The organism is Actinophytocola algeriensis (assembly GCF_014203735.1).
Taxonomy (GTDB): domain Bacteria; phylum Actinomycetota; class Actinomycetes; order Mycobacteriales; family Pseudonocardiaceae; genus Actinophytocola; species Actinophytocola algeriensis.
The window spans coordinates 558,809-578,135 of the sequence record NZ_JACHJQ010000002.1 but is presented as its reverse complement, the minus strand read 5'-3'; the positions used below and the strand labels follow the sequence as shown (position 1 = coordinate 578,135).

At 69.5% G+C, this 19,327-nt stretch carries 17 protein-coding genes; 12 read left to right on the top strand and 5 right to left on the bottom strand.

Annotated features, from left to right (window positions below):
* Window positions 1–173: 173 nt before the first annotated feature.
* The 6 genes from FHR82_RS08805 (at window position 174) to FHR82_RS08780 (ending at window position 5,253) form a co-directional block, all read left to right on the top strand.
* Window positions 174–938 (top strand): ABC transporter ATP-binding protein, encoded by a 765-nt coding sequence (locus FHR82_RS08805; protein WP_184809780.1) that lies wholly within the window; start codon window positions 174–176, stop codon window positions 936–938.
* Window positions 931–1,623 carry an ABC transporter ATP-binding protein gene (locus FHR82_RS08800; protein ID WP_184809779.1) on the top strand — a complete coding sequence of 231 codons (693 nt, stop codon included), beginning with the start codon at window positions 931–933 and terminating at the stop codon, window positions 1,621–1,623. The genes FHR82_RS08805 and FHR82_RS08800 overlap by 8 nt, the downstream gene beginning before the upstream one ends.
* Window positions 1,624–1,668: 45 nt before the next feature.
* Window positions 1,669–2,910, top strand: coding sequence for an ABC transporter substrate-binding protein (locus tag FHR82_RS08795; protein WP_184809778.1), 1,242 nt, complete (start codon window positions 1,669–1,671; stop codon window positions 2,908–2,910).
* A 2-nt stretch (window positions 2,911–2,912) separates the two neighbouring features.
* Window positions 2,913–3,785 (top strand): branched-chain amino acid ABC transporter permease, encoded by an 873-nt coding sequence (locus tag FHR82_RS08790; protein ID WP_184809777.1) that lies wholly within the window; start codon window positions 2,913–2,915, stop codon window positions 3,783–3,785.
* Entirely contained in the window at window positions 3,782–4,801 is a 1,020-nt protein-coding gene (locus tag FHR82_RS08785) for a branched-chain amino acid ABC transporter permease (protein ID WP_184809776.1), read from the top strand. Before FHR82_RS08790 ends, FHR82_RS08785 begins: the two co-directional genes overlap by 4 nt.
* Window positions 4,802–5,046: 245 nt before the next feature.
* Window positions 5,047–5,253 carry a hypothetical protein gene (locus tag FHR82_RS08780; protein ID WP_184809775.1) on the top strand — a complete coding sequence of 69 codons (207 nt, stop codon included), beginning with the start codon at window positions 5,047–5,049 and terminating at the stop codon, window positions 5,251–5,253.
* A 283-nt stretch (window positions 5,254–5,536) separates the two neighbouring features.
* On the opposite strand, the gene FHR82_RS08775 is transcribed toward FHR82_RS08780, so the two are convergent.
* The 5 genes from FHR82_RS08775 to FHR82_RS08755 form a co-directional block, all read right to left on the bottom strand.
* A complete protein-coding gene (locus FHR82_RS08775) occupies window positions 5,537–5,773 on the bottom strand; it encodes a hypothetical protein (RefSeq protein ID WP_184809774.1) in 237 nt (78 codons plus the stop codon).
* 28 nt (window positions 5,774–5,801) lie between these two features.
* The gene (gene yjfF, locus FHR82_RS08770) at window positions 5,802–6,818 is read right to left on the bottom strand and encodes a galactofuranose ABC transporter, permease protein YjfF (protein ID WP_184809773.1); all 1,017 of its coding nucleotides are present in this window, start codon (window positions 6,816–6,818) and stop codon (window positions 5,802–5,804) included.
* Window positions 6,818–7,798: an ABC transporter permease gene (locus FHR82_RS08765; protein WP_184809772.1), complete on the bottom strand. Its 981-nt coding sequence runs from the start codon at window positions 7,796–7,798 to the stop codon at window positions 6,818–6,820. The genes yjfF and FHR82_RS08765 overlap by 1 nt, the downstream gene beginning before the upstream one ends.
* Window positions 7,795–9,300: a sugar ABC transporter ATP-binding protein gene (locus FHR82_RS08760; RefSeq protein ID WP_221463688.1), complete on the bottom strand. Its 1,506-nt coding sequence runs from the start codon at window positions 9,298–9,300 to the stop codon at window positions 7,795–7,797. The genes FHR82_RS08765 and FHR82_RS08760 overlap by 4 nt, the downstream gene beginning before the upstream one ends.
* A gap of 136 nt (window positions 9,301–9,436) precedes the next feature.
* Window positions 9,437–10,405, bottom strand: a complete 969-nt coding sequence (locus FHR82_RS08755; RefSeq protein ID WP_184809770.1) for an ABC transporter substrate-binding protein — start codon at window positions 10,403–10,405, stop codon at window positions 9,437–9,439.
* 210 nt (window positions 10,406–10,615) lie between these two features.
* Here FHR82_RS08755 and FHR82_RS08750 point away from each other — a divergent pair, with 210 nt between their 5' ends.
* The 6 genes from FHR82_RS08750 (at window position 10,616) to FHR82_RS08725 (ending at window position 19,243) form a co-directional block, all read left to right on the top strand.
* Window positions 10,616–11,632, top strand: a complete 1,017-nt coding sequence (locus tag FHR82_RS08750) for a glycoside hydrolase family 43 protein (protein WP_184809769.1) — start codon at window positions 10,616–10,618, stop codon at window positions 11,630–11,632.
* A gap of 26 nt (window positions 11,633–11,658) precedes the next feature.
* Window positions 11,659–14,148 carry an alpha-L-arabinofuranosidase family protein gene (locus FHR82_RS08745; RefSeq protein ID WP_184809768.1) on the top strand — a complete coding sequence of 830 codons (2,490 nt, stop codon included), beginning with the start codon at window positions 11,659–11,661 and terminating at the stop codon, window positions 14,146–14,148.
* Window positions 14,148–15,611: a family 43 glycosylhydrolase gene (locus FHR82_RS08740; protein ID WP_184809767.1), complete on the top strand. Its 1,464-nt coding sequence runs from the start codon at window positions 14,148–14,150 to the stop codon at window positions 15,609–15,611. The genes FHR82_RS08745 and FHR82_RS08740 overlap by 1 nt, the downstream gene beginning before the upstream one ends.
* An 86-nt stretch (window positions 15,612–15,697) precedes the next feature.
* The gene (locus FHR82_RS08735) at window positions 15,698–16,684 is read left to right on the top strand and encodes a LacI family DNA-binding transcriptional regulator (RefSeq protein WP_184810435.1); all 987 of its coding nucleotides are present in this window, start codon (window positions 15,698–15,700) and stop codon (window positions 16,682–16,684) included.
* Between the two features lie 155 nt (window positions 16,685–16,839).
* On the top strand, window positions 16,840–17,808 hold the full coding sequence (locus FHR82_RS08730; RefSeq protein ID WP_184809766.1) for a sigma-70 family RNA polymerase sigma factor: 969 nt from the start codon (window positions 16,840–16,842) through the stop codon (window positions 17,806–17,808).
* The gene (locus FHR82_RS08725; protein ID WP_225943802.1) at window positions 17,801–19,243 is read left to right on the top strand and encodes an MFS transporter; all 1,443 of its coding nucleotides are present in this window, start codon (window positions 17,801–17,803) and stop codon (window positions 19,241–19,243) included. Before FHR82_RS08730 ends, FHR82_RS08725 begins: the two co-directional genes overlap by 8 nt.
* Window positions 19,244–19,327 lie beyond the last annotated feature (84 nt).

Below are 19,327 nucleotides of genomic sequence, written 5' to 3'. Positions count from 1 at the left end.
GCTATGGCGGAAATGAACACAACCGGGTCACACCTTGTGGATGGTTGGGCCATGTTGCGCTGACCGGCCTAGTCTCTAGGGTCTTCCGGGTGACGGACGCCACACCGCACGAGCGGTAGCGAAGGAGCGGTTGCTGTGCGGAGCTTGCGGAGCGCACTTTGGGCACTGAGCGGATGAGCGAAGCGACCCAGCCAGCACAGTTGCGTACTCGGGGACTCCTACGGGAGTTCAGCGGGTTCGTCGCCGTGAACGGCGTCGACCTGGATGTCGAAGCGGGGACCGTGCACGCGCTGGTCGGACCCAACGGCGCGGGCAAGACCACCCTGTTCAACCTGCTCACCGGCTTCCTCAAGCCGACGGGCGGCCGGATCGAGCTGGACGGCGAGGACGTCACCGGGCTGCGACCGGAGCGGATCGCGCAGCGCGGGGTCGCCAGGTCGTTCCAGATCACGAGCCTGTTCGAGGAGCTGACGCTCGTCGAGCACGTCGAGCTGGCGTTGCAGGGCCGCGACGGCCTCGGCTACCGCTTCTGGCGCTCGGACAAGGCGCTGCGCCGGTACCGCGCGGAGACCGACGACCTCCTCGAGCAGGTCGGGCTGATCGAGCACGCGAACAAGCAGGCGGGCAGCCTCGCGTACGGCCAGAAACGGGCGCTCGAGCTGGCGCTGGCGCTGGCGTTGTCGCCGCGGCTGCTGCTGCTCGACGAGCCGACCGCGGGCATGGGCGTCGAGGACGTGGCACGGACGGTCGAGCTGATCCGGCGGGTGCGGGCGGACCGCACTGTCGTGCTGGTGGAGCACAACATGAAGGTCGTCGGCGACCTCACCGACCGGGTGACGGTGCTCCAGTTCGGCAAGGTCCTGGCCGAAGGACCGTACGAGGAGGTCCGCAACGACCCCCGTGTGATCACCGCGTACCTGGGGGAGAACGTTGCTTAGAGTAGCCGACCTCACCGCCTCCTACGGCGAAGCCCAGGTGCTGCAAGGGGTCTCTCTCGACGTCGCCGCGGGCGAGGTGGTCACGCTCGTCGGCCGCAACGGCGCGGGCAAGACCACGTTGCTGCGCTGCCTCATGGGACTGCACCGGCCCGGGTCCGGCCGCATCGAGCTGGACGGGCGGGACATCACGAAACTGCCGCCGCACAAGCGGTGCGCGCTCGGCCTCGGGTACGTGCCCGACGACCGCGGCATCTACTCGACCCTCACCGTCGAGGAGAACCTCACGCTGCCACCGAGGACCGGGCCGGACGCGTGGTCGCTGGCGCAGGTCTACGAGACGTTCCCGGTGCTGCGCGAACGCAGGAAACAGGCGGGCACCCACCTGTCGGGCGGGGAGCAGCAGATGCTGTCCGTCGCGCGGGTGCTGCGCATGGGCGCGCGCCTGCTGCTCGCCGACGAGCCGACGGAAGGGCTCGCGCCGATCCTGGTGCAGCAGATCGGCGAGATCATCCGCACGGTGAAGGAGCACGGCGTCACCGTGCTGCTGATCGAGCAGAACATCCACTTCGCGGCCACCGTGGCCGACCGGCACCACCTCATCGCGCAGGGCCGCGTCGTCGAGTCACTCGACAACGCGGAGGTGGCGCGGCGAGAGCACGAGCTGCTCGAGTACCTCGGCATCTGAGACCAGATTTCTGAGACTCGGCATCTGAACAAGGGAGAGAAGTCAATGGCGACCAGGCTCAAGTCGGCCGCGACGCTCGTCGCGGTCGGCGCGCTCATCGCCGGCTGCGGCGGTGGCCCCCAGAGCGGCGGCGGCAAGGTCAGCGGGGACGCGGTCAAGCTCGGCGTCATCACCGACCTGTCCGGCGTCTACTCCGAGCTCGCGGGCGAACACGCCGTCGAGGCGGTCAAGATGGCGGTGGACGACTTCAAGGCGCGCCACAAGGACGACGCGGTGACCCAGAACATCGAGGTCACGCAGGCCGACCACCAGAACAAGCCGGAGATCGCGAACACCGCGGCGCGCGAGATGTACGACCGCGACGGCGTCGACGCGATCTTCGACGTGCCGACGTCGTCGGCCGCGCTCGCGATCGCCACCGTGGCCGGGCAGCAGAAGAAGATGTACTTCAACATCGGCGCCGCGACCACGGAACTGACCGGCGCGCAGTGCAACCCCTACACGTACCACTACGCCTACGACACCTACATGCTGGCGCACGGCACCGGCACCACGGTGACCGAACAGGGCGCGAAGAACTGGTACATCATCTACCCGGACTACGCGTTCGGGCAGGACATGAACAAGAGCTTCACCGAGGCCATCGAGGCCGCGGGCGGCACGGTCGGCGTCGCGGACCCGACCCCGTTCCCCAACGACAACTTCTCGACGTTCATGACCAAGGCGCCCAACCTCAACCCGAAGCCGGACGTGCTCGGCGCCATGCAGGCGGGTGGCGACCTCGTCAACGTCGTCAAGCAGTACAACGAGTTCGGGCTCAAGGAGAAGGGCGTCGGGCTCGCGGTGGGCCTGATGTTCGACACCGACATCGCGTCGATCGGCGTGGAGTCGCTGGCCGGCACGCTGTACACGACGGCCTGGTTCTGGAACATGGACGACGAGAGCCGCGAATGGGCCGACAAGTTCAAGGAGCGCACCGGCAGCAGGCCGACGTTCGACCACGCGGCCAACTACTCGGCGGCCACGCAGTACCTGGAGGCGGTGCAGCGGGCGGGTACCGACGACGCGGACGCGGTCCGCGAGGAGCTGGACGGCAACGAGTTCAGCGACTTCTTCGCCCGCAACGGCAAGATCCGCGCCGAGGACCACCGCGTCGTGCACGACTCCTACCTGGTGAAGGTGAAGGAACCGGACCAGGTCAAGGAGGACTACGACTTCACCGAGCTGGTCGAGACGATCCCGGCCGACGAGGCGTTCCGGGAGCCGACCGGCTGCGACATGGGCTGATCATGGAGCTCGTCCTGCAGCTCTTCAACGGCCTCGTCAGCGGCAGCTTCTACGCGCTGCTCGCGCTCGGGCTGTCGGTGATCTTCGGCATGCTCGGCGTGGTCAATTTCGCCCACGGCGCGTTCTACATGCTCGGCGCGGTCGGCGCGTTCGTGCTGCTGGACACCGTCGGGCTGTCGTGGTGGCTCGCGCTGGTCGTGGTGCCGGTGGTGCTCGGGCTCGTCGGCATGGTCTTCGAACGGCTGCTGGTCGCGCGCCTCGTCCGGCTCGACCCGCTGTACAACTTCCTGCTCACGTTCGGCATCGCGCTGATCCTGCAGGACGTGGTCCGGCTGCGGTACGGCGTGCAGTCGCAGCCGTACTCGCGGCCGGAGCTGCTGGACGGCCAGGTGAACCTCGGCCTGTTCGTCTACCCCAAGTACCAGGTGTTCGTGCTGGTGTTCTCGGTCGTCGTGTCGGTTCTGGTGTGGCTGGTGCTGACGAAGACCCGCGTCGGCATGATCGTGCGCGCGTCGACCGAGCGCCCGGAGTTGACGAGGGCGCTCGGCATCGACGTGCGGCGCTGGGTGACCCCGGTGTTCGGGTTCGGCATCGCGCTGGCCGGGCTCGCGGGGGTCCTCGCGGCACCGATGCGCGCGGTGAACTCCGGCATGGGTGGCGACCTGATCATCACGATCTTCGCGGTGGTGGTGATCGGCGGCCTCGGCTCGGTGTTCGGGTCGGTGGCCGCCGGGTACCTCGTCGGGATGCTGTCGGCGGTCGGGAACCTGTACGCGTCGGCGTTCTCGCAGAGCCTGGTGTTCGTGCTCATGGCGCTGGTGCTGCTGCTGCGGCCCGCGGGGCTGTTCGGTCGCGAGGAAGGCGTACGCGCATGATCATCTCCAGGCTGGTCGCAGGGCGATCCCCGGTGGTGCGCCTGGCCTTTCTCGTGGTCGGGCTGGTGCTGGCGTTCGGGCTGCCGTGGATGATCTACCCGCCGGTGGCGCTGGACATCGCGGCGTGGGCGCTGTTCGCGGTCGCACTGGACCTGCTGCTGGGCTACACGGGCCTGCTTTCGTTCGGCCACGCGGCGTTCTGGGGTTCCTCGGCCTACGCGACGGGCATTATCGCGGTGGAGACCGGCATGCCGTTCTACGTCGCGGTGCTCGGTGGTGCGGTGGTGGCGGCGCTGATCGCGGTGCCCATCGCGATGCTTTCCGTGCGGCGCACGGGGATCTACTTCGCGATGGTGACGCTGGCGTTCGCCCAGCTGATCTACTTCGTCGCGAACCAGTGGCGCTCGGTCACCGGCGGCGAGAACGGTCTGCAGGGAATCCCACGCGAGGCGTTCGGGTGGGACCTGGCGGACTCCTTCTACTTCTACTACGCCGCGCTGCCGTTGATCCTGGTCGGGTTGCTGATCGCGTGGCGGGTGGTGTACTCGCCGTTCGGCCGGGTGATGGTGGCGATCCGGGAGAACCCGGCCCGCGCCAGGGCTCTCGGCTATCCCGTGAACCGGTACAAGGTGCAGGTGTTCGTGATCTCGGCGTTCCTGGCGGGGATCGCGGGCGGCGTGTACGCGGTCGGGCACGGGTTCGCGTCGCTGCAGGAGGTGTACTGGACCACGTCGGGCAAGGTCGTGGTGATGAACATCCTCGGCGGCATGGGCACCTTGTGGGGGCCCGTGCTCGGGGCGGGGATCATCGTGGTGCTGGAGGACTACCTGGCCACCGCGGGCATCGACGCGATCGGCGTGGTCACGGGCGCGATCTTCGTGGTCACCGTGCTGGTGTTCCGGCGCGGCATCTGGGGCACGGCGAAGCACCTGCTCCGCTCCCGGCGCCCGTCGGTACCGGAAGCCGACCCGCAAGCGGAGAAACCCAAGTCGGCGGCCGAACCCCAACCACATTGACCGTGCGACTGTCCTGAGATGTCGGGGACGGTGGTGGGGCGCACCGTGACGCCCCACCACCAGGTGCCACCCCAGGTTTGCTGGCTCAGATCCAGCCTGATTCGGGGAGGTTGTGAGTGTTGTTGACGCTTCCCTTTGACATCCTCCACCCGGAGCCGGAGTCAGAAATGGGAAGGGTGACGCCGAAACAAACCGACCACGAGTTCGCCGCGACCCCTGACGATGGGCAACGCCAAACACCCAGGATGTCACCGGGGGACCTGAGGTCTGTTGCCGCCGACACGATGTACGTGCTGGACCGGTTGTTGCGCACGATCACCGCCGCCTGCGCGGAGCGTCCGTTCGCCGACTTGATCGCGCACGTCTGGGCGACCACGTTGGTCTCGAACGTCGAGCTGCGGCCGCACTCCCACGTGCTGGGGCTGGAGGTGATCGGGTTCGTGTTGCCGTAGGGCCGCCAATAGCCCGGGTCCGCGGTTGCGGTGCCGGCGGTTGCCAGGCTCAGCCCGAGCAACGCAGCGATGACGGCCAGGCTCGCGACGACTCTTCGGGTGAACCCTCGCCTCTCGCCGACCATCGCTCTGGCCGTCCTGCTCGTGCGGAGTCCCTTCATCTGCGTCCCTTCCCGTGGATGGAGTGTGGTCTGGCGACCACCACCTCCAACGGTGCGGGCGTTGCTTTCGTACCGCTTTCACAGCGGCGAAAGTCCGTGGGACCGTCGGCGAGGGCAGCACCCTACGAGGAGTCTCCTCGACGTCGGGCAGCGAGGGCGCGTTCCAGCATCAACCCGCTGATGACCAGCATGGGCACCGTCGCGCCGAGGCAGAACGTCATGTCCAGCCCGATCATCGACCGCAGGTTCTGCGGCATCGTCGCCGCCAGTAGGTACAGGACCGCCAGCCAGAACACAGGCAACACGGCCAGCGTGGTGTAGACACGGGACTCGGCCGTTGACTCCGGCTCTTCGTGCATGGGAACCCCCCGGTTCTCCGCCTCCACTCTACTTCACCGGCTGGCGCCTGACGATCAGCCGCTGCAGGGCGATGAAGGCCAGCAGCAAGACGCCGATCACGATCTTGGTCCACCACGACGACAGGGTGCCCTCGAACGAGATCAGTGTCTGCACCGTCCCGAGCACGAGTACGCCGACCACCGAGCCCACGACATAGCCGACGCCGCCCGCGAGCAACGTGCCGCCCACGACGACCGCCGCGATCGCGTCCAGTTCCAGGCCCACCGCGTGCAGGCTGTAGCCGGACAGCATGTAGAAGCTGAACAGCAGACCGCCGAGTGCGGAGCAGAAGCCGCTGATCACGTACACGCCCACCTTGACCCGGCCGGTCCGCAGGCCCATCAGCGTGGCCGACGACTCGCTGCCGCCCACCGCGTACACCGTCCTGCCGAACCTCGTCAGGTGCAGCACGTACGCGGCCACCGCCACCACGATCAGCGCGATCACGACGCCGTAGGTGATGGCGACCTCGCCCGGCAGCTCGATGGACGCCAGGGCGATGTCGCGGAACGTGCCGTCCTTGATGGACACCGACTCGACGCTGATCACGAAGCACAGGCCGCGTGCCAGGAACATGCCCGCGAGCGTCGCGATGAACGGTTGTACGCCGAAGCGGTGAACCATCACGCCCATGCCCAGTCCGAGCAGGGCTCCCGTGGCCAGCACCGCGAGGATCACCAGCCACGCGGGCCAGCCCGCGCGCAGTGTCGCCGCGGCGATCATCGTCGACAGGGCTACCACCGAGCCCACCGACAGATCGATGCCACCGGTCAGGATCACGAAGGTCATGCCCACCGCGACGACGATCAGGAACGCGTTGTCGATGAACAGGTTCGCGACGACCTGGCCGGTGGCGAAGCCCTCGTACCGGATGGACCCCGCCCCGAAGGTCAGTACGAACACCACGAACGTGGCGATCACCGGCAGGAAGCGGGACGGCACCCGCGACGTGAGAGGCACCCGGGTCTTCTCCCTCGGCGGCGCCACCAGTGGGGGAGCGGTCATCAGGCACCTGCCTTCTGCGGAACGGGCACGCGGAACGTGCGGGTGAGCCGCGGCGCCTGCAGCAGGCACACCACGATGACCACGGCCGCCTTGAACACGAGCGTCGTCTCCGGGGGTACGCCGATCGTGTACACCGTCGTGGTCAGTGTCTGGATCACCAGCGCGCCGATGAGCGTGCCCGTGAGCGAGTACCGGCCACCGGCGAGGGAGGTGCCGCCGATGACCACCGCCAGGATCGCGTCCATCTCGATCCACAGCCCGGCGTTGTTGGCGTCGGCCGCGTTCACGTTCGACGCGATCATCAGGCCTGCCACGCCCGCGCACAGCGCGGAGAACACGTAGACGGTCCAGATGATCGTGCGGGACCGCACCCCGGCGAGCCTGCTGGCCTCCGGGTTCACCCCGACCGCCTCGATCAGCATGCCCAGCGCGGTGCGCCTGGTCAGCAGCGCCACCCCGGCGAGCACCGCGAGGCTGATGAGGATCGCGATCGGCAGCACCAGGAACCCGGCGCCGACCTTCGCGAACACGTCGTTGTTGACCGTGACGATCTGGCCCTCGGTCACGAGCATCGCCATGCCACGCCCGGCGGTCATCAGGACCAGGGTCGCGATGATGGGCTGGATGCCGATGACGGAGACGAGGAAACCGTTCCACAGCCCCAGCACCGCGCACAGCCCGAGCGCGAGCGCCATGCCGCCGATCGCGTCGCCCGTGGTCGCGATGTGGGTGCAGGTCACCGCGCCCGCGATGGCCGCGACCGCGCCCACGGACAGGTCGATGCCGCGCGTCGCGATCACGAGCGTCATGCCCAGCGCGATCAGCAGCGTCGGCGCGCCGTTGCGGAGGATGTCGACGAGGCTGCCGAACAGGTGCCCGTCCTGGATCCGCAACGCGAAGAACGACGGCGTGAACACCAGGTTCAGCAACAGGAGCGCCACCAGCGCCAGCAGTGGCCACAAGAGACGGCTGCGTGTCATGACGGCACCTTCTCGGCCTCACCGGCGATGAGCGCGACCACGTCGTCCACGGTGACCTCGGTGCCGGACACCTCCGCGATCTTGCGCCGGTCCCGCAGCACGACCACCCGGTCGGACACGCGGACCACCTCCTCCAGTTCCGCGGAGATGAACACCACCGCCATGCCCTCGGCAGCGAGGTCGGCGACCACCTTCTGGATCTGCGCCTTCGCGCCGACGTCGATGCCGCGGGTCGGCTCGTCGAGGATCAGCAGCTTCGGCCGCGTCACCAGCCACCGCGCCAGCAGCACCTTCTGCTGGTTGCCACCGGACAGCGTGCCGACCACCGCGTCCGCGTCGGCGGGCCGGATGTCCAGCGCTTCGACGTACTTCGCGACCAGCTCGTCCGCGGTCCGGCGCGGCACCTGCCGCGCCCACCCTCTGGCCGCCTGCATGGCGAGGATCAGGTTGTCCCGCACGGTCAGGTCCGCGACCAGGCCCTCGGCCTTGCGGTCCTCGGACGTGAACGCGATGCCGTGCGCGATCGCCGACCGGGGTCCGCGCAGTTTCAGGATCTTGCCGTCGAAGTACACGTGACCCGAGTCCGCCCGGTCGGCGCCGAACAGCAGCCGTGCCAGCTCGGTGCGGCCCGAACCCAGGAGCCCGGCCACCCCGACCACCTCGCCGGGGTGCAGCTCCAGGTCGAACGGTGCGATCGAGCCCGCACGGCCCAGGTTCTCGGCCCGCAGCAACGGTTCCTCCGACGGGACGCGGCGCTCGCTGCGCCGCTCCACCTCGTCGAGCACCGTCAGATCGCGGCCGATCATGGCGCGCACCAGCTCGAGCCTGCCGACCTTCGCCGTCGCGTACTCGCCGACGACCTTCCCGTTGCGCAGCACGGTGAGCCGGTCCGCGATCTCGTAGACCTGGTCGAGGAAGTGCGACACGAACAGGATCGCGACACCCTCGTCCCGCAGCACCCGCACGATCCGGAACAGCTCCGCGACCTCGCCGGCGTCCAGGCTGGACGTCGGCTCGTCGAGGATCAGTACCCGCGCGTCCACGGCGACCGCGCGGGCGATCGCCACGAGCTGCTGCACCGCGATCGGGTGCGACCCGAGCGCGGAGCCCGGGTCGATGTGCAAACCGATGCGGGACAACAGCTCCGCCGCCCGCGCGCGCATGGCACGCCCGTCGATCGCACCGAACCTGCGCGGCTCCCGGCCGAGCAGGATGTTCTCCGCGACCGAGAGGTTCGTGCACAGGTTCACCTCCTGGTACACGGTGCTGATCCCGGCGTCCTGCGCCTGCGCGGGCCCGTGGAAGGACACCGGGACGCCGGCGAGACGGATCTCGCCGGCGTCGGTGGCGTGCACCCCCGTGAGCGCCTTGATGAGGGTCGACTTCCCGGCCCCGTTCTCGCCGAGGAGCGCGTGCACCTCGCCGGGCAGGAGCCGGAAGTCGACCTCGTCGAGGGCCTTCACCCCGGGGAAGGTGACGGTGATGCCCTGTAGTTCAACCAGTGGAGCTGTGTCCGATGGTGCGCTCCGCTCATCCGCTAGCACGCCGTCTTCCCTCCTCCGTGCTCGGCGCTGGCGCGCCTGCGCGCGAGCGTCAGTCCAGACGGCGTCCGCTCCTTCGCTCCAGCCCACATAACGGTCAGTACTTGCGGTCCGGAAGCGCGGCCTTGGCCTGCTCCTGCGTGAACGTGGTCTCCTCGGTGACGACCCGCTCCGGCACCTCCTCGCCAGCGACGACCTTCTTCGCGAGGTCCATCAGCTGCGGTCCGAGCAGCGGGTTGCACTCGACGATGAAGTTGATCTCGCCGTTCGCGAGTGCGGTCATGCCGTCCTTCACCGCGTCCACCGTGATGATCTTGATGTCGGTGCCGGGCTTCTTGCCGGCCGCCTTGATCGCCTCGATGGCGCCGAGCCCCATGTCGTCGTTGTGGGCGTAGACGACGTCGATGTCCGGCTGGGACTTCAGGAACGCCTCCATGACCTGCTTGCCGCCGGACCGTGTGAAGTCACCGGTCTGCGAGGCCACGATCTTGATGTCCGGGTTGGACTTGGTCTCCGCCTCGAAGCCCTCCTTGCGGTCGATCGCGGGGGCCGCGCCGGTCGTGCCCTGCAGCTCGACGACGTTCACCGGCCCGTCGCTGTTCTCCACCAGCCACTTGCCGGCCTTCTTGCCCTCGTCGATGAAGTCCGAGCCCAGGAAGGTCTTGTAGAGCGACGTGTCGTCCGAGTCGATGGCGCGGTCGGTCAGGATCACCGGGATCTTGGCGCGCTGCGCCTCGAGCAGCACCGTGTCCCAGCCGGTCTCCACCACCGGGCTGAACGCGATCACGTCCACCTTCTGCTGGATGTAGGACCGGATCGCCTTGAGCTGGTTCTCCTGCTTCTGCTGTGCGTCGGAGAACTTCAACTCGATCCCGGCCGACTTCGCCGACTCCTGGATCGACTTCGTGTTCGCCGTCCGCCAGCCGCTCTCCGCGCCGACCTGGGCGAAACCCATGGTGATCGTGTCATCGGAACTGTTGCCCGCACTGCCGCCGCTGCCGCCGCCACATGCGGTCACCGCCGCCAGCAGGACCGCGGCGAGGGCGGTCGTGATCGTCTTGCGCACTGCACTTCCTCCGTTGGACCGTGCGTGACCGGTGTCACTGGGCCACTAGAGTGAACGCTCACAGTGCGGACGTCAAGAAGCTGACACCAAGAAGTTGTTTTTGTTGACGTCCTGCCTGAACGCGTTCTATGTTAGCGCTCACTTCGGGGAGCTTGCGACCCGAAGAGGCAACACTCTTTGACGCGTCAACGCCGACCTCGAAGGACTCCCATGCGGGCTCTCCTCGTACTCGCCGTCCTCGCCGCGAACCTCTTCGCACCGACCCAGGCAGCGGCCGCGCCGCACTACGCCGGGTACGTGTTCTTCTACTTCACGGGGGAGGGCACCTCGGCGGGCGAGCAGGTGTACCTCGCCGCCAGCCGCGGCAACGACCCGCTGCACTGGGACGAGCTGAACGGCGGCCGTCCCGTGCTCACCTCGGCCCTGGGTGACAAGGGCGTGCGGGACCCGTTCGTCATCCGTTCGCCGAAGGGCGACCGGTTCTACCTGCTCGCCACCGACCTGCGGATCCACGGCAACGGCGACTGGGATGCCGCGCAACGCTTCGGCAGCAAGCACATCGAGGTCTGGGAGTCGACCGACCTCGTGCACTGGTCCGCCCAGCGGCACGTGCGGGTCTCGCCGGACACCGCGGGCAACACCTGGGCGCCCGAGGCCTACTGGGACCGGACCATCAACGCCTACGTCGTGTTCTGGGCGTCCAAGCTGTACGCCGAGGACGACCCCGGCCACACCGGGAACACCCACAACCGGATGCTGTACGCGACCACCAGGGACTTCCGCACGTTCTCCGCGCCCAAGGTGTGGGTCGACCCCGGGCACTCGGTGATCGACTCGACGGTCATCGAGGACCGTGGCCGCTACTACCGCTTCACCAAGGACGAGCGCAGCGCGAGCCCGGACGCGCCGTGCGGCAAGTTCATCGTCGCCGAGCGCGCGAAGAAGCTCCGCGACACGAGCTACGACTTCGTGGCCGACTGCATCGGCGCGGGTGACATCAGCCGCGGCGAAGGCCCGACGGTCTTCAAGTCCAACACCGAGAACCGCTGGTACCTGTTCATCGACGAGTTCGGCGGCCGCGGCTACGTGCCGTTCACCGCCACCGACCTCGCCGCGGGCGACTGGCAGCTCGCCACCGGCTACGAGCTGCCGGCGCGGCCCCGGCACGGCACCGTCCTGCCCGTGACCCAGTCCGAACTGGACGGTGTGCGCGCCGCACATCCCTGATCCCCACCTGCGAGGGAGCAACCGTCATGCGCAGAACCCGGCCGCTCCTGGCGGCCGTACTCGCCACGTCCATGCTCGTCGCCCTGCCCGGGTCGGGCCAGGCGGCCGACACCGACTACCGCGTCACCGTCGACACCGCCGCGACGGGTCCCGCGATCTCCGACGACATGTACGGCGTGTTCTTCGAGGACATCAACCGAGCCGCCGACGGCGGGCTGTACGCCGAGCTGGTGCAGAACCGGTCGTTCGAGTACGACCGCGCCGACAACGCGTCCTACACGCCGCTCACCGGGTGGGCGCCGCGGAGCGGTGACCCGCAGGTCGTCGACGACGCGGGCCGCCTCAACGAACGGAACCGCAGGTACCTGAAGCTGCCGCTGCCCGGTGGGCTCATCAACGCGGGCTACAACTCCGGCATCCACGTGGAGAAGGGGAAGCGGTACGACTTCTCCGTCTGGGCCCGCACCGACCAGGCGACCACACCGCTGACCGTGTCGGTCACCGACCCCGCCGGTGCCGCGCTGGCCGACCCGTTGCGGCTCACCGTCCGCGGCGCGACCTGGACCAGGTACACCGGCACGGTCACCGCGAAGACCACGAGCATCACCGGCAGGCTGCTGGTCGCGGGCGGGGGAGCGGGCACCCTCGCACTCGACATGGTGTCGCTCTTCCCGCGCGACACCTACAAGAACCGCCCCAACGGCATGCGCCGCGACCTCGCCGAGAAGATCGCCGCGCTGAACCCCGGCTTCGTGCGGTTCCCCGGCGGCTGCATCGTCAACACCGGCAGCCACTACGGCTACGACGCGCCGAACTACGAGCGTCGCCGCTCCTACCAGTGGAAGGACACGATCGGGCCGGTCGAGACCCGCGCGACGAACGCGAACTTCTGGGGCTACAACCAGTCCTACGGCATCGGCTACTACGAGTACTTCCAGTTCGCCGAGGACATCGGCGCCATGGCGCTGCCGGTCGTGCCCGCGCTCGTCACCGGCTGTGGCCAGAACCAGGCGACCGACGACCCCGCGTTGCTGGCACGGCACATCCAGGACACGCTCGACCTGATCGAGTTCGCCAACGGCCCCGCCGACTCCACGTGGGGCACGGTGCGGGCGCGGATGGGGCACCCGGCACCGTTCGGGCTCACCCACCTCGCGGTCGGCAACGAGGAGAACCTGCCCGACCAGTTCTTCGCGCGCTTCACGCAGTTCCGGGACGCGATCGAGGCGAAGTACCCGGACATCACCGTGATCAGCAACTCCGGTCCGGACGATACGGGCGCCACGTTCGACCGCCTGTGGCAGCTCAACGAGGACGCGGGCGTCGCGATGGTCGACGAGCACTACTACAACAGCCCGACCTGGTTCCTGCAGAACAACGAACGCTACGACAGCTACGACCGGCAGGGCCCGAAGGTGTTCCTCGGCGAGTACGCCTCGCAGGACAACCGCTTCTACAACGCCTTGTCCGAGGCGGCCTACATGACCGGACTGGAGCGCAACGCCGACGTCGTGCGGCTCGCGTCGTACGCGCCACTGCTCTCCAACGAGGACTACGTGCAGTGGCGGCCGGACATGATCTGGTTCAACAACCGCGCGTCCTGGGGCTCGGCGAGCTACGAGACGCAGCGGCTGTTCATGAACAACGTCGGCGACCACGTCGTGCCCAGCACCGCGACCGGCACCCCGTCGCAGGAGGACCTGCCCATCACCGGCGCGGTCGGACTGTCCACGTGGGGCACCGCGGCGTCCTACGACGACGTCCGCGTGACCTCGGCCGACGGCACGCAGCTGTTCGCCGACGACTTCTCCGCGGGCGACGCGAACTGGACCAACATCGCCGGGCGCGGCACGTGGGCGGTGACCGGCGGCGCGTACACGCAGTCCGACACCGCGGCCGAGAACACGATGGTCATGGCGGGTGACCCGGCGTGGCAGAACTACGACCTGAACGTCAAGGCCACCAAGCAGTCCGGCCGCGAGGGCTTCCTGGTCGGGTTCGGCGTCAAGGACTCGAACGACTTCTACTGGTGGAACCTCGGCGGGTGGAACAACACCCAGTCCGCGGTCGAGAAGGCCGAGGGCGGCGGCAAGTCCACGCTGATCAGCGACGGCACGACGGTCCAGGCCGGGCGCGAGTACGACCTGCGCGTCTCGGTCCGCGGCCGGACCGTGTCGCTGTTCCTGGACGGCGAGAAGTGGGGCGAGTTCACCGACAGCCAGAAGGTCGAGCCGTTCCGGCAGGTCGTCACCCGCGACACCCGCACCGGTGAGCTGATCGTCAAGGTCGTCAACGCGCAGGCGAACGCGGCCCGCACGACCGTCGACCTGAAGGGCGCGAACGTCGAGCGCAGCGCCAGGATGACCACGTTGCGGGGCGACCCCGACGACGTGAACACCCAGTACACGACCCCGATCGCACCGCGAGAGTCGCGGCTGGACGTGGCGAGCACGTTCACCCACACGTTCCCGCCGTACTCGGTGACGTTCCTCCGCATCAAGGTCAGGAGCAGCTGATGGGCATCGACCGGAGAACCCTGTTCAAGGCCGGTGGTGTGGTGGCGGCGGTGAGCGCGCTGCCCGCCGCGGCGCCCGGTGCCGTGGCCGCCGCCCCCGGTGGGTCGCCGGGCCCGCTGACCACCCGCAACCCGCTCGTCGAACAGCGAGCCGACCCGTTCATCACCCGACCCGCCGACGACACCGACGGCATGTACTACCTGACCGGGTCGGTGCCGGAGTACGACCGCGTGGTCGTGCGCGGCGCGTCGACGATCGACGGGCTCGCGACCGCCCGCGAGCGCACCATCTGGCGGCGGCCCGCGTCCGGCCCGATGGCCGGGTACATCTGGGCGCCGGAGCTGCACCGCATCGGCGACCGCTGGTACGTCTACTTCGCCGCGGGCGACGGCGACGACCCGTTCCGCATCCGGACCTACGTGCTCGAGTCGCCGAACGCCGACCCGCGCGCGTCTGGCTGGCTGCCGCCGAAGCGGATGGTGACCGGCTGGGAGTCGTTCACGCTCGACGCCACCACCTTCTCCCACCGCGGCAAGCGGTACTTCCTGTGGGCGCAGAGCGAACCGGGCATCGCGACCAACAGCAACCTGTACATCGCGGAGATGGCGTCGCCGACGTCGCTCGCGACGGCACCGGTGCGGATCGCGGTGCCCACGCTGAGCTGGGAGATCCAGGGCTTCCGGGTGAACGAGGGACCGGCCGTGCTGATCCGCAACGGGCGCGTGTTCGTCACGTTCTCGGCCTCGGCGACCGACGCCCGGTACTGCATGGGGCTGCTGACCGCCGACGAGAACGCGAACCTGCTCGACGCGCGGTCGTGGACCAAGTCGCCGAACCCGGTCTTCGTGACGAACGCGGAAACCAGCCAGTTCGGGCCCGGCCACAACTCGTTCACCCGCCACGGCGACGACGACGTGCTCGTCTTCCACGCCCGCGACTACCGCGACATCACCGGCGACCCGCTGTTCGACCCGAACCGGCACACGCGTGTGCAGAAGCTGTACTGGAACGAGGACGGCACACCGTCGTTCGGAGTCCCGGTCGGGAAGGGCGGGACGGTGGTGCGGCTGTCGCCGTACGACGCGCGGCACCTGGTGGTGCGGCACGCCGAGTTCCGGCTGCGGGTCGAGGGCAACGTGCGCGAGGTCGCCGACTCGTGGTTCCGGTTCACCCCCGGCCACCTCGGCGCGGGCACGGTGTCGGTGCGGTCGGTCAACTTCCCGGACCGGCACGTGACCGCGGGTGACGGCGTGCTGCGGGTCGAGCCGTACGCCGACACGGATGAGTACGGTCGCGCGACGAGCTTCGTGAAGGTGCCCGGTCTGGCCGACCGGTCGGGGGTGTCGCTGCGGCTGCTCGACGACCCGGCCGAGTACGTATCGCACGACAACGGGCGGCTCGTGGTGGCCCGGCCGGGAGGGGGACGCGCCGAACGTGCGTGTGCGACGTTCCTCATCCGGTGACGGTGGGACACTGTGACCAGGACAGGAACGACTTCGAGGTGAGGTAGCGAGTGGACAACCCGGCGAAGGTCTCGCGCGACCCCGCGATGACGGACGTGGCCCGCCTCGCCGGGGTGTCGCACCAGACCGTGTCCCGGGTGCTGAACGGGCACCCGAACGTCCGGGAGCAGACCCGGCTGCGCGTGCGGGCCGCGATCGCGCAGCTGGGGTACCGGCCCAACAAGGCGGCACGGGCGCTGGTCACGGGCCGGTCGCAGCTCATCGGCGTGATCGCGCAGAACTCGTCGCTGTACGGCCCCGCGTCGCTGCTGGCCGCCTTCGAGCTGGCGGCCGCTGAAGCGGGGTTCTCGGTGAGTCTGCGGCGCGTCAAGGTGCTCGACCGGGAGTCGATCGCGTCGGCCGTCGAGCACCACCGCGATTCACGGGTGGCGGGCATCGTGGCCATCGCGCCCACCGCCTCGGCGAACGAGGCACTTGCCGACGTCCCGGCGGGCGTGCCGCTGGTGACCATCGACGGTGATCCCGCCCGTTCCGCACCGCTGGTCACCGTGGACCAGACGGCCGGCGCCTTCCTCGCCACCCGACATCTGCTGGACGCCGGTCACTCGACGGTCTGGCACGTGTCCGGGCCGCCGGACTGGTTCGACAGTGCCGGGCGGGTGCGGGGGTGGACGCAGGCGTTGGAGGCCGCCGGGGTGGAGGTGCCGCCGCTGGTGGCCGCCGACTGGAGCGCCGCGTCGGGGTACCGGGCGGGTCAGATGCTGGCGCGGATGCCCGAGGTGACGGCCGTGTTCGCCGCCAACGACCACCTGGCTCTGGGGTTGTTGCGGGCGATGCACGAGCGTGGGCGCCGGGTGCCGCACGACGTGAGCGTGGTGGGTTTCGACGACGTGCCCGAGGCGGCGTACTTCATTCCGCCGTTGACGACCGTGCGTCCCGACTTCGACGCGGTGGCCCGGGAGACGTTGAGCCTGTTGCTGGCGCAGGTGAGTGAGGGGGAGGTCGGGGCCTCTCAGCGCACGATCGTGCCGGCGCTGGTGTCCCGGGACAGCGTGGGCCCGCCACCCGCCTGAGATCGTCTCGCCGGACGGGGCCTCCCCGACGGGGCTGTCCTGCCGGACGGGCCTCCTCGCCGTGTCCCGAATGCGTTTCGGGACAGTGACCGACGCTTTTCGGCGCGGGTGGTGTCCATATCTCCGAGAAGGCACCAACGGAGAAAGGAGCCGCCATGCGAGCGAGTCCGCCCGCCAGGGAGTTGCCGGCGCAGGTGCGCAACGGGGACGGGGAGACGTTCCGCAGGCTGGTCGAACCGTACCGGCGTGAGCTGCAGGTGCACTGTTACCGCATGCTCGGCTCGGTGCAGGACGCCGAGGACCTGCTGCAGGAGACGTTGCTCGCCGCGTGGCGCGGGATCGACGGCTACGAGGAGCGCGCGTCCGTGCGCACCTGGCTGTACCGGATCGCGACGAACCGCTGCCTGAACGCGTTGCGGGCGAGCGGCCGCCGGCCACAGGCGGCGGAGCCGAGCTGGCTGGAGCCCTACCCGGACGTGCTGCTCGCCGGGATCGTCGACCAGCGGCCGGGGCCGGAGGCGCGGTACGAGGTCAGCGAGTCGGTGTCGCTGGCGTTCCTGACCGCGCTGCAGCAGTTGCCGCCGCGGCAGCGTGCGGTGCTCGTGCTGCGGGACGTGCTGGGGTTCCGGACCGCGGAGGTCGCGAACATCCTCGGCACCACCGGGAACGCGGTGACCAGCGCGCTGACGCGGGCGCGAGGTGCGCTCCAGTCCGCCGACCGCACTCGCGTGCCGCTGCCGGACTCCCCGCAGGAGCGCCGGGTCGTGGCCGACTTCGTCCGTGCGTTCGAGGCCGCGGACGTCGACGCGGTGGTGGCCATGCTGACCGACGACGCGTGGCTGACCATGCCGCCGATGCCGCTCGCGTACCAGGGGCCCGCCGCGGTCGGGGACTTCCTCGTCACCGTCGCGTGGCGCGACGGCCACAGGCACGTGCTGGTACCGACCAGGGCGAACGGCCAGCCCGCCTTCGGCTGCTACCTGCGGGACCCGAGGACGCCGATCCTGCACGCGCACGGGGTGCTCGTGCTGGGCCTGACCGGTGACCGGATCGACGCGATCACCCGGTTCCACGACAACGCGCCGCTCGCGGCGTTCGGGCTGCCGAGGTCACTCCATGTCTGAGCACGGCACGGCCGGGACGGCTGACCGCCGCATGAGCGCGGGGCAGGCGTGGGTGCTGGGCCTCGCGTCGCTGGCCTCGTTCATGATGGCCCTGGACAGCCTGGTCGTGACGACCACGCTGAGCACGATCCGGCACGACCTGGCCGCGTCGCTCGAAGCACTCGAGTGGACGGTCAACGCGTACAACCTGACGTTCGCGGTGCTGCTGCTGACGGGCGCGGCACTGGGTGACCGGTTCGGGCGGCGCCGGGTGTTCGTCGCCGGGCTGGCGGTGTTCACCGTCGCGTCGGTGGCGTGTGCGCTGGCCCCCGACATCGGCACCCTGATCACGGCACGAGCGGTGCAGGGGGCGGGCGCCGCGATGGTGCTGCCGCTGTCGCTCACCCTGATCAGCGCCGCGTTCCCGCCCGCGCAACGCGGCCGGGCGATGGGCCTGTACCTCGGCATCACCGGCCTCGCGACGTTCAGCGGCCCGTTCGTCGGCGGTGTCATCGCCGAGGGGCTGGCCTGGCAGTGGATCTTCTGGCTGAACCTGCCGATCGGGGTGCTCGCGATCGCGTTCACCACGCGGCGCGTCGGCGAGAGCACCGGTCCCGACAACCGGTTCGACCTCGGCGGGGTCGTGCTCGTGACCCTGGGTGCCTTTGGCATCGTGTGGGGGCTCGTCCGCGGGAACACGGCGGGCTGGGGCAGTGCGGAGGTGCTGGCCGCGCTGGTGCTGGGCGTCGCGTTCGTGGTCGTGTTCGTGGTCTGGGAGATCCGCGCCGCGGCGCCGATGCTGCCGATGCGGTTCTTCCGGCTGACGGCGTTCGCCGCGGCCAACCCGGCGAACTTCTGCGTGTTCGCCTCGCTCTACGGCACGCTGTTCTTCCTGGCGCAGTACTTCCAGACCGTGCAGGGGGAGGGGCCGCTCGGCGCGGGTCTGCGGCTGATGCCGTGGACCGCGACGCTCATGGTGTGCGCGCCGATCGCGGGCGCGCTGGCCGACCGGTTCGGCGAACGGAACTTCGTGGTCGGCGGGCTGTTGCTGCAGACCGCCGGCATGGGCTGGATCGCGTTCGTCGCCGGCACCGGCACGGGTTACCTCGAACTGCTGCCCGCGCTCGTCGTGGGTGGTGTCGGGCTGACCATGGCCATGCCCGCGGCGCAGAAGGCGGTCGTCGCGTCGGTGCGGCCCCAGGAGATCGGTCAGGCGTCCGGCGCGTTCATGATGCTGCGCATCCTCGGCGGGGTGTTCGGCGTCGCGGTGTCCGTCGCCGTCTTCGCCGGTGCCGGGGGCTACGGGTCGCCCGAGGAGTTCAGTTCGGGCTTCACCGCGGCGATGGTCGCGGTGGCGGCGCTCGCGTTCGCGGGCATGCTGGTCGCGCTCCGCATGCCGCGCAGACGGCAGCAAGCCGCGGCCCCCGCACTGGAGCGGTCGAGCGCCGTCCGCTGAGGCCGGGGTGCCCCGACCGCGGTGGTCAGGGCACCCCAAACCTGTCCACAGTCGGCGCACCGTGAGGTGTGCACGCTCACCAAG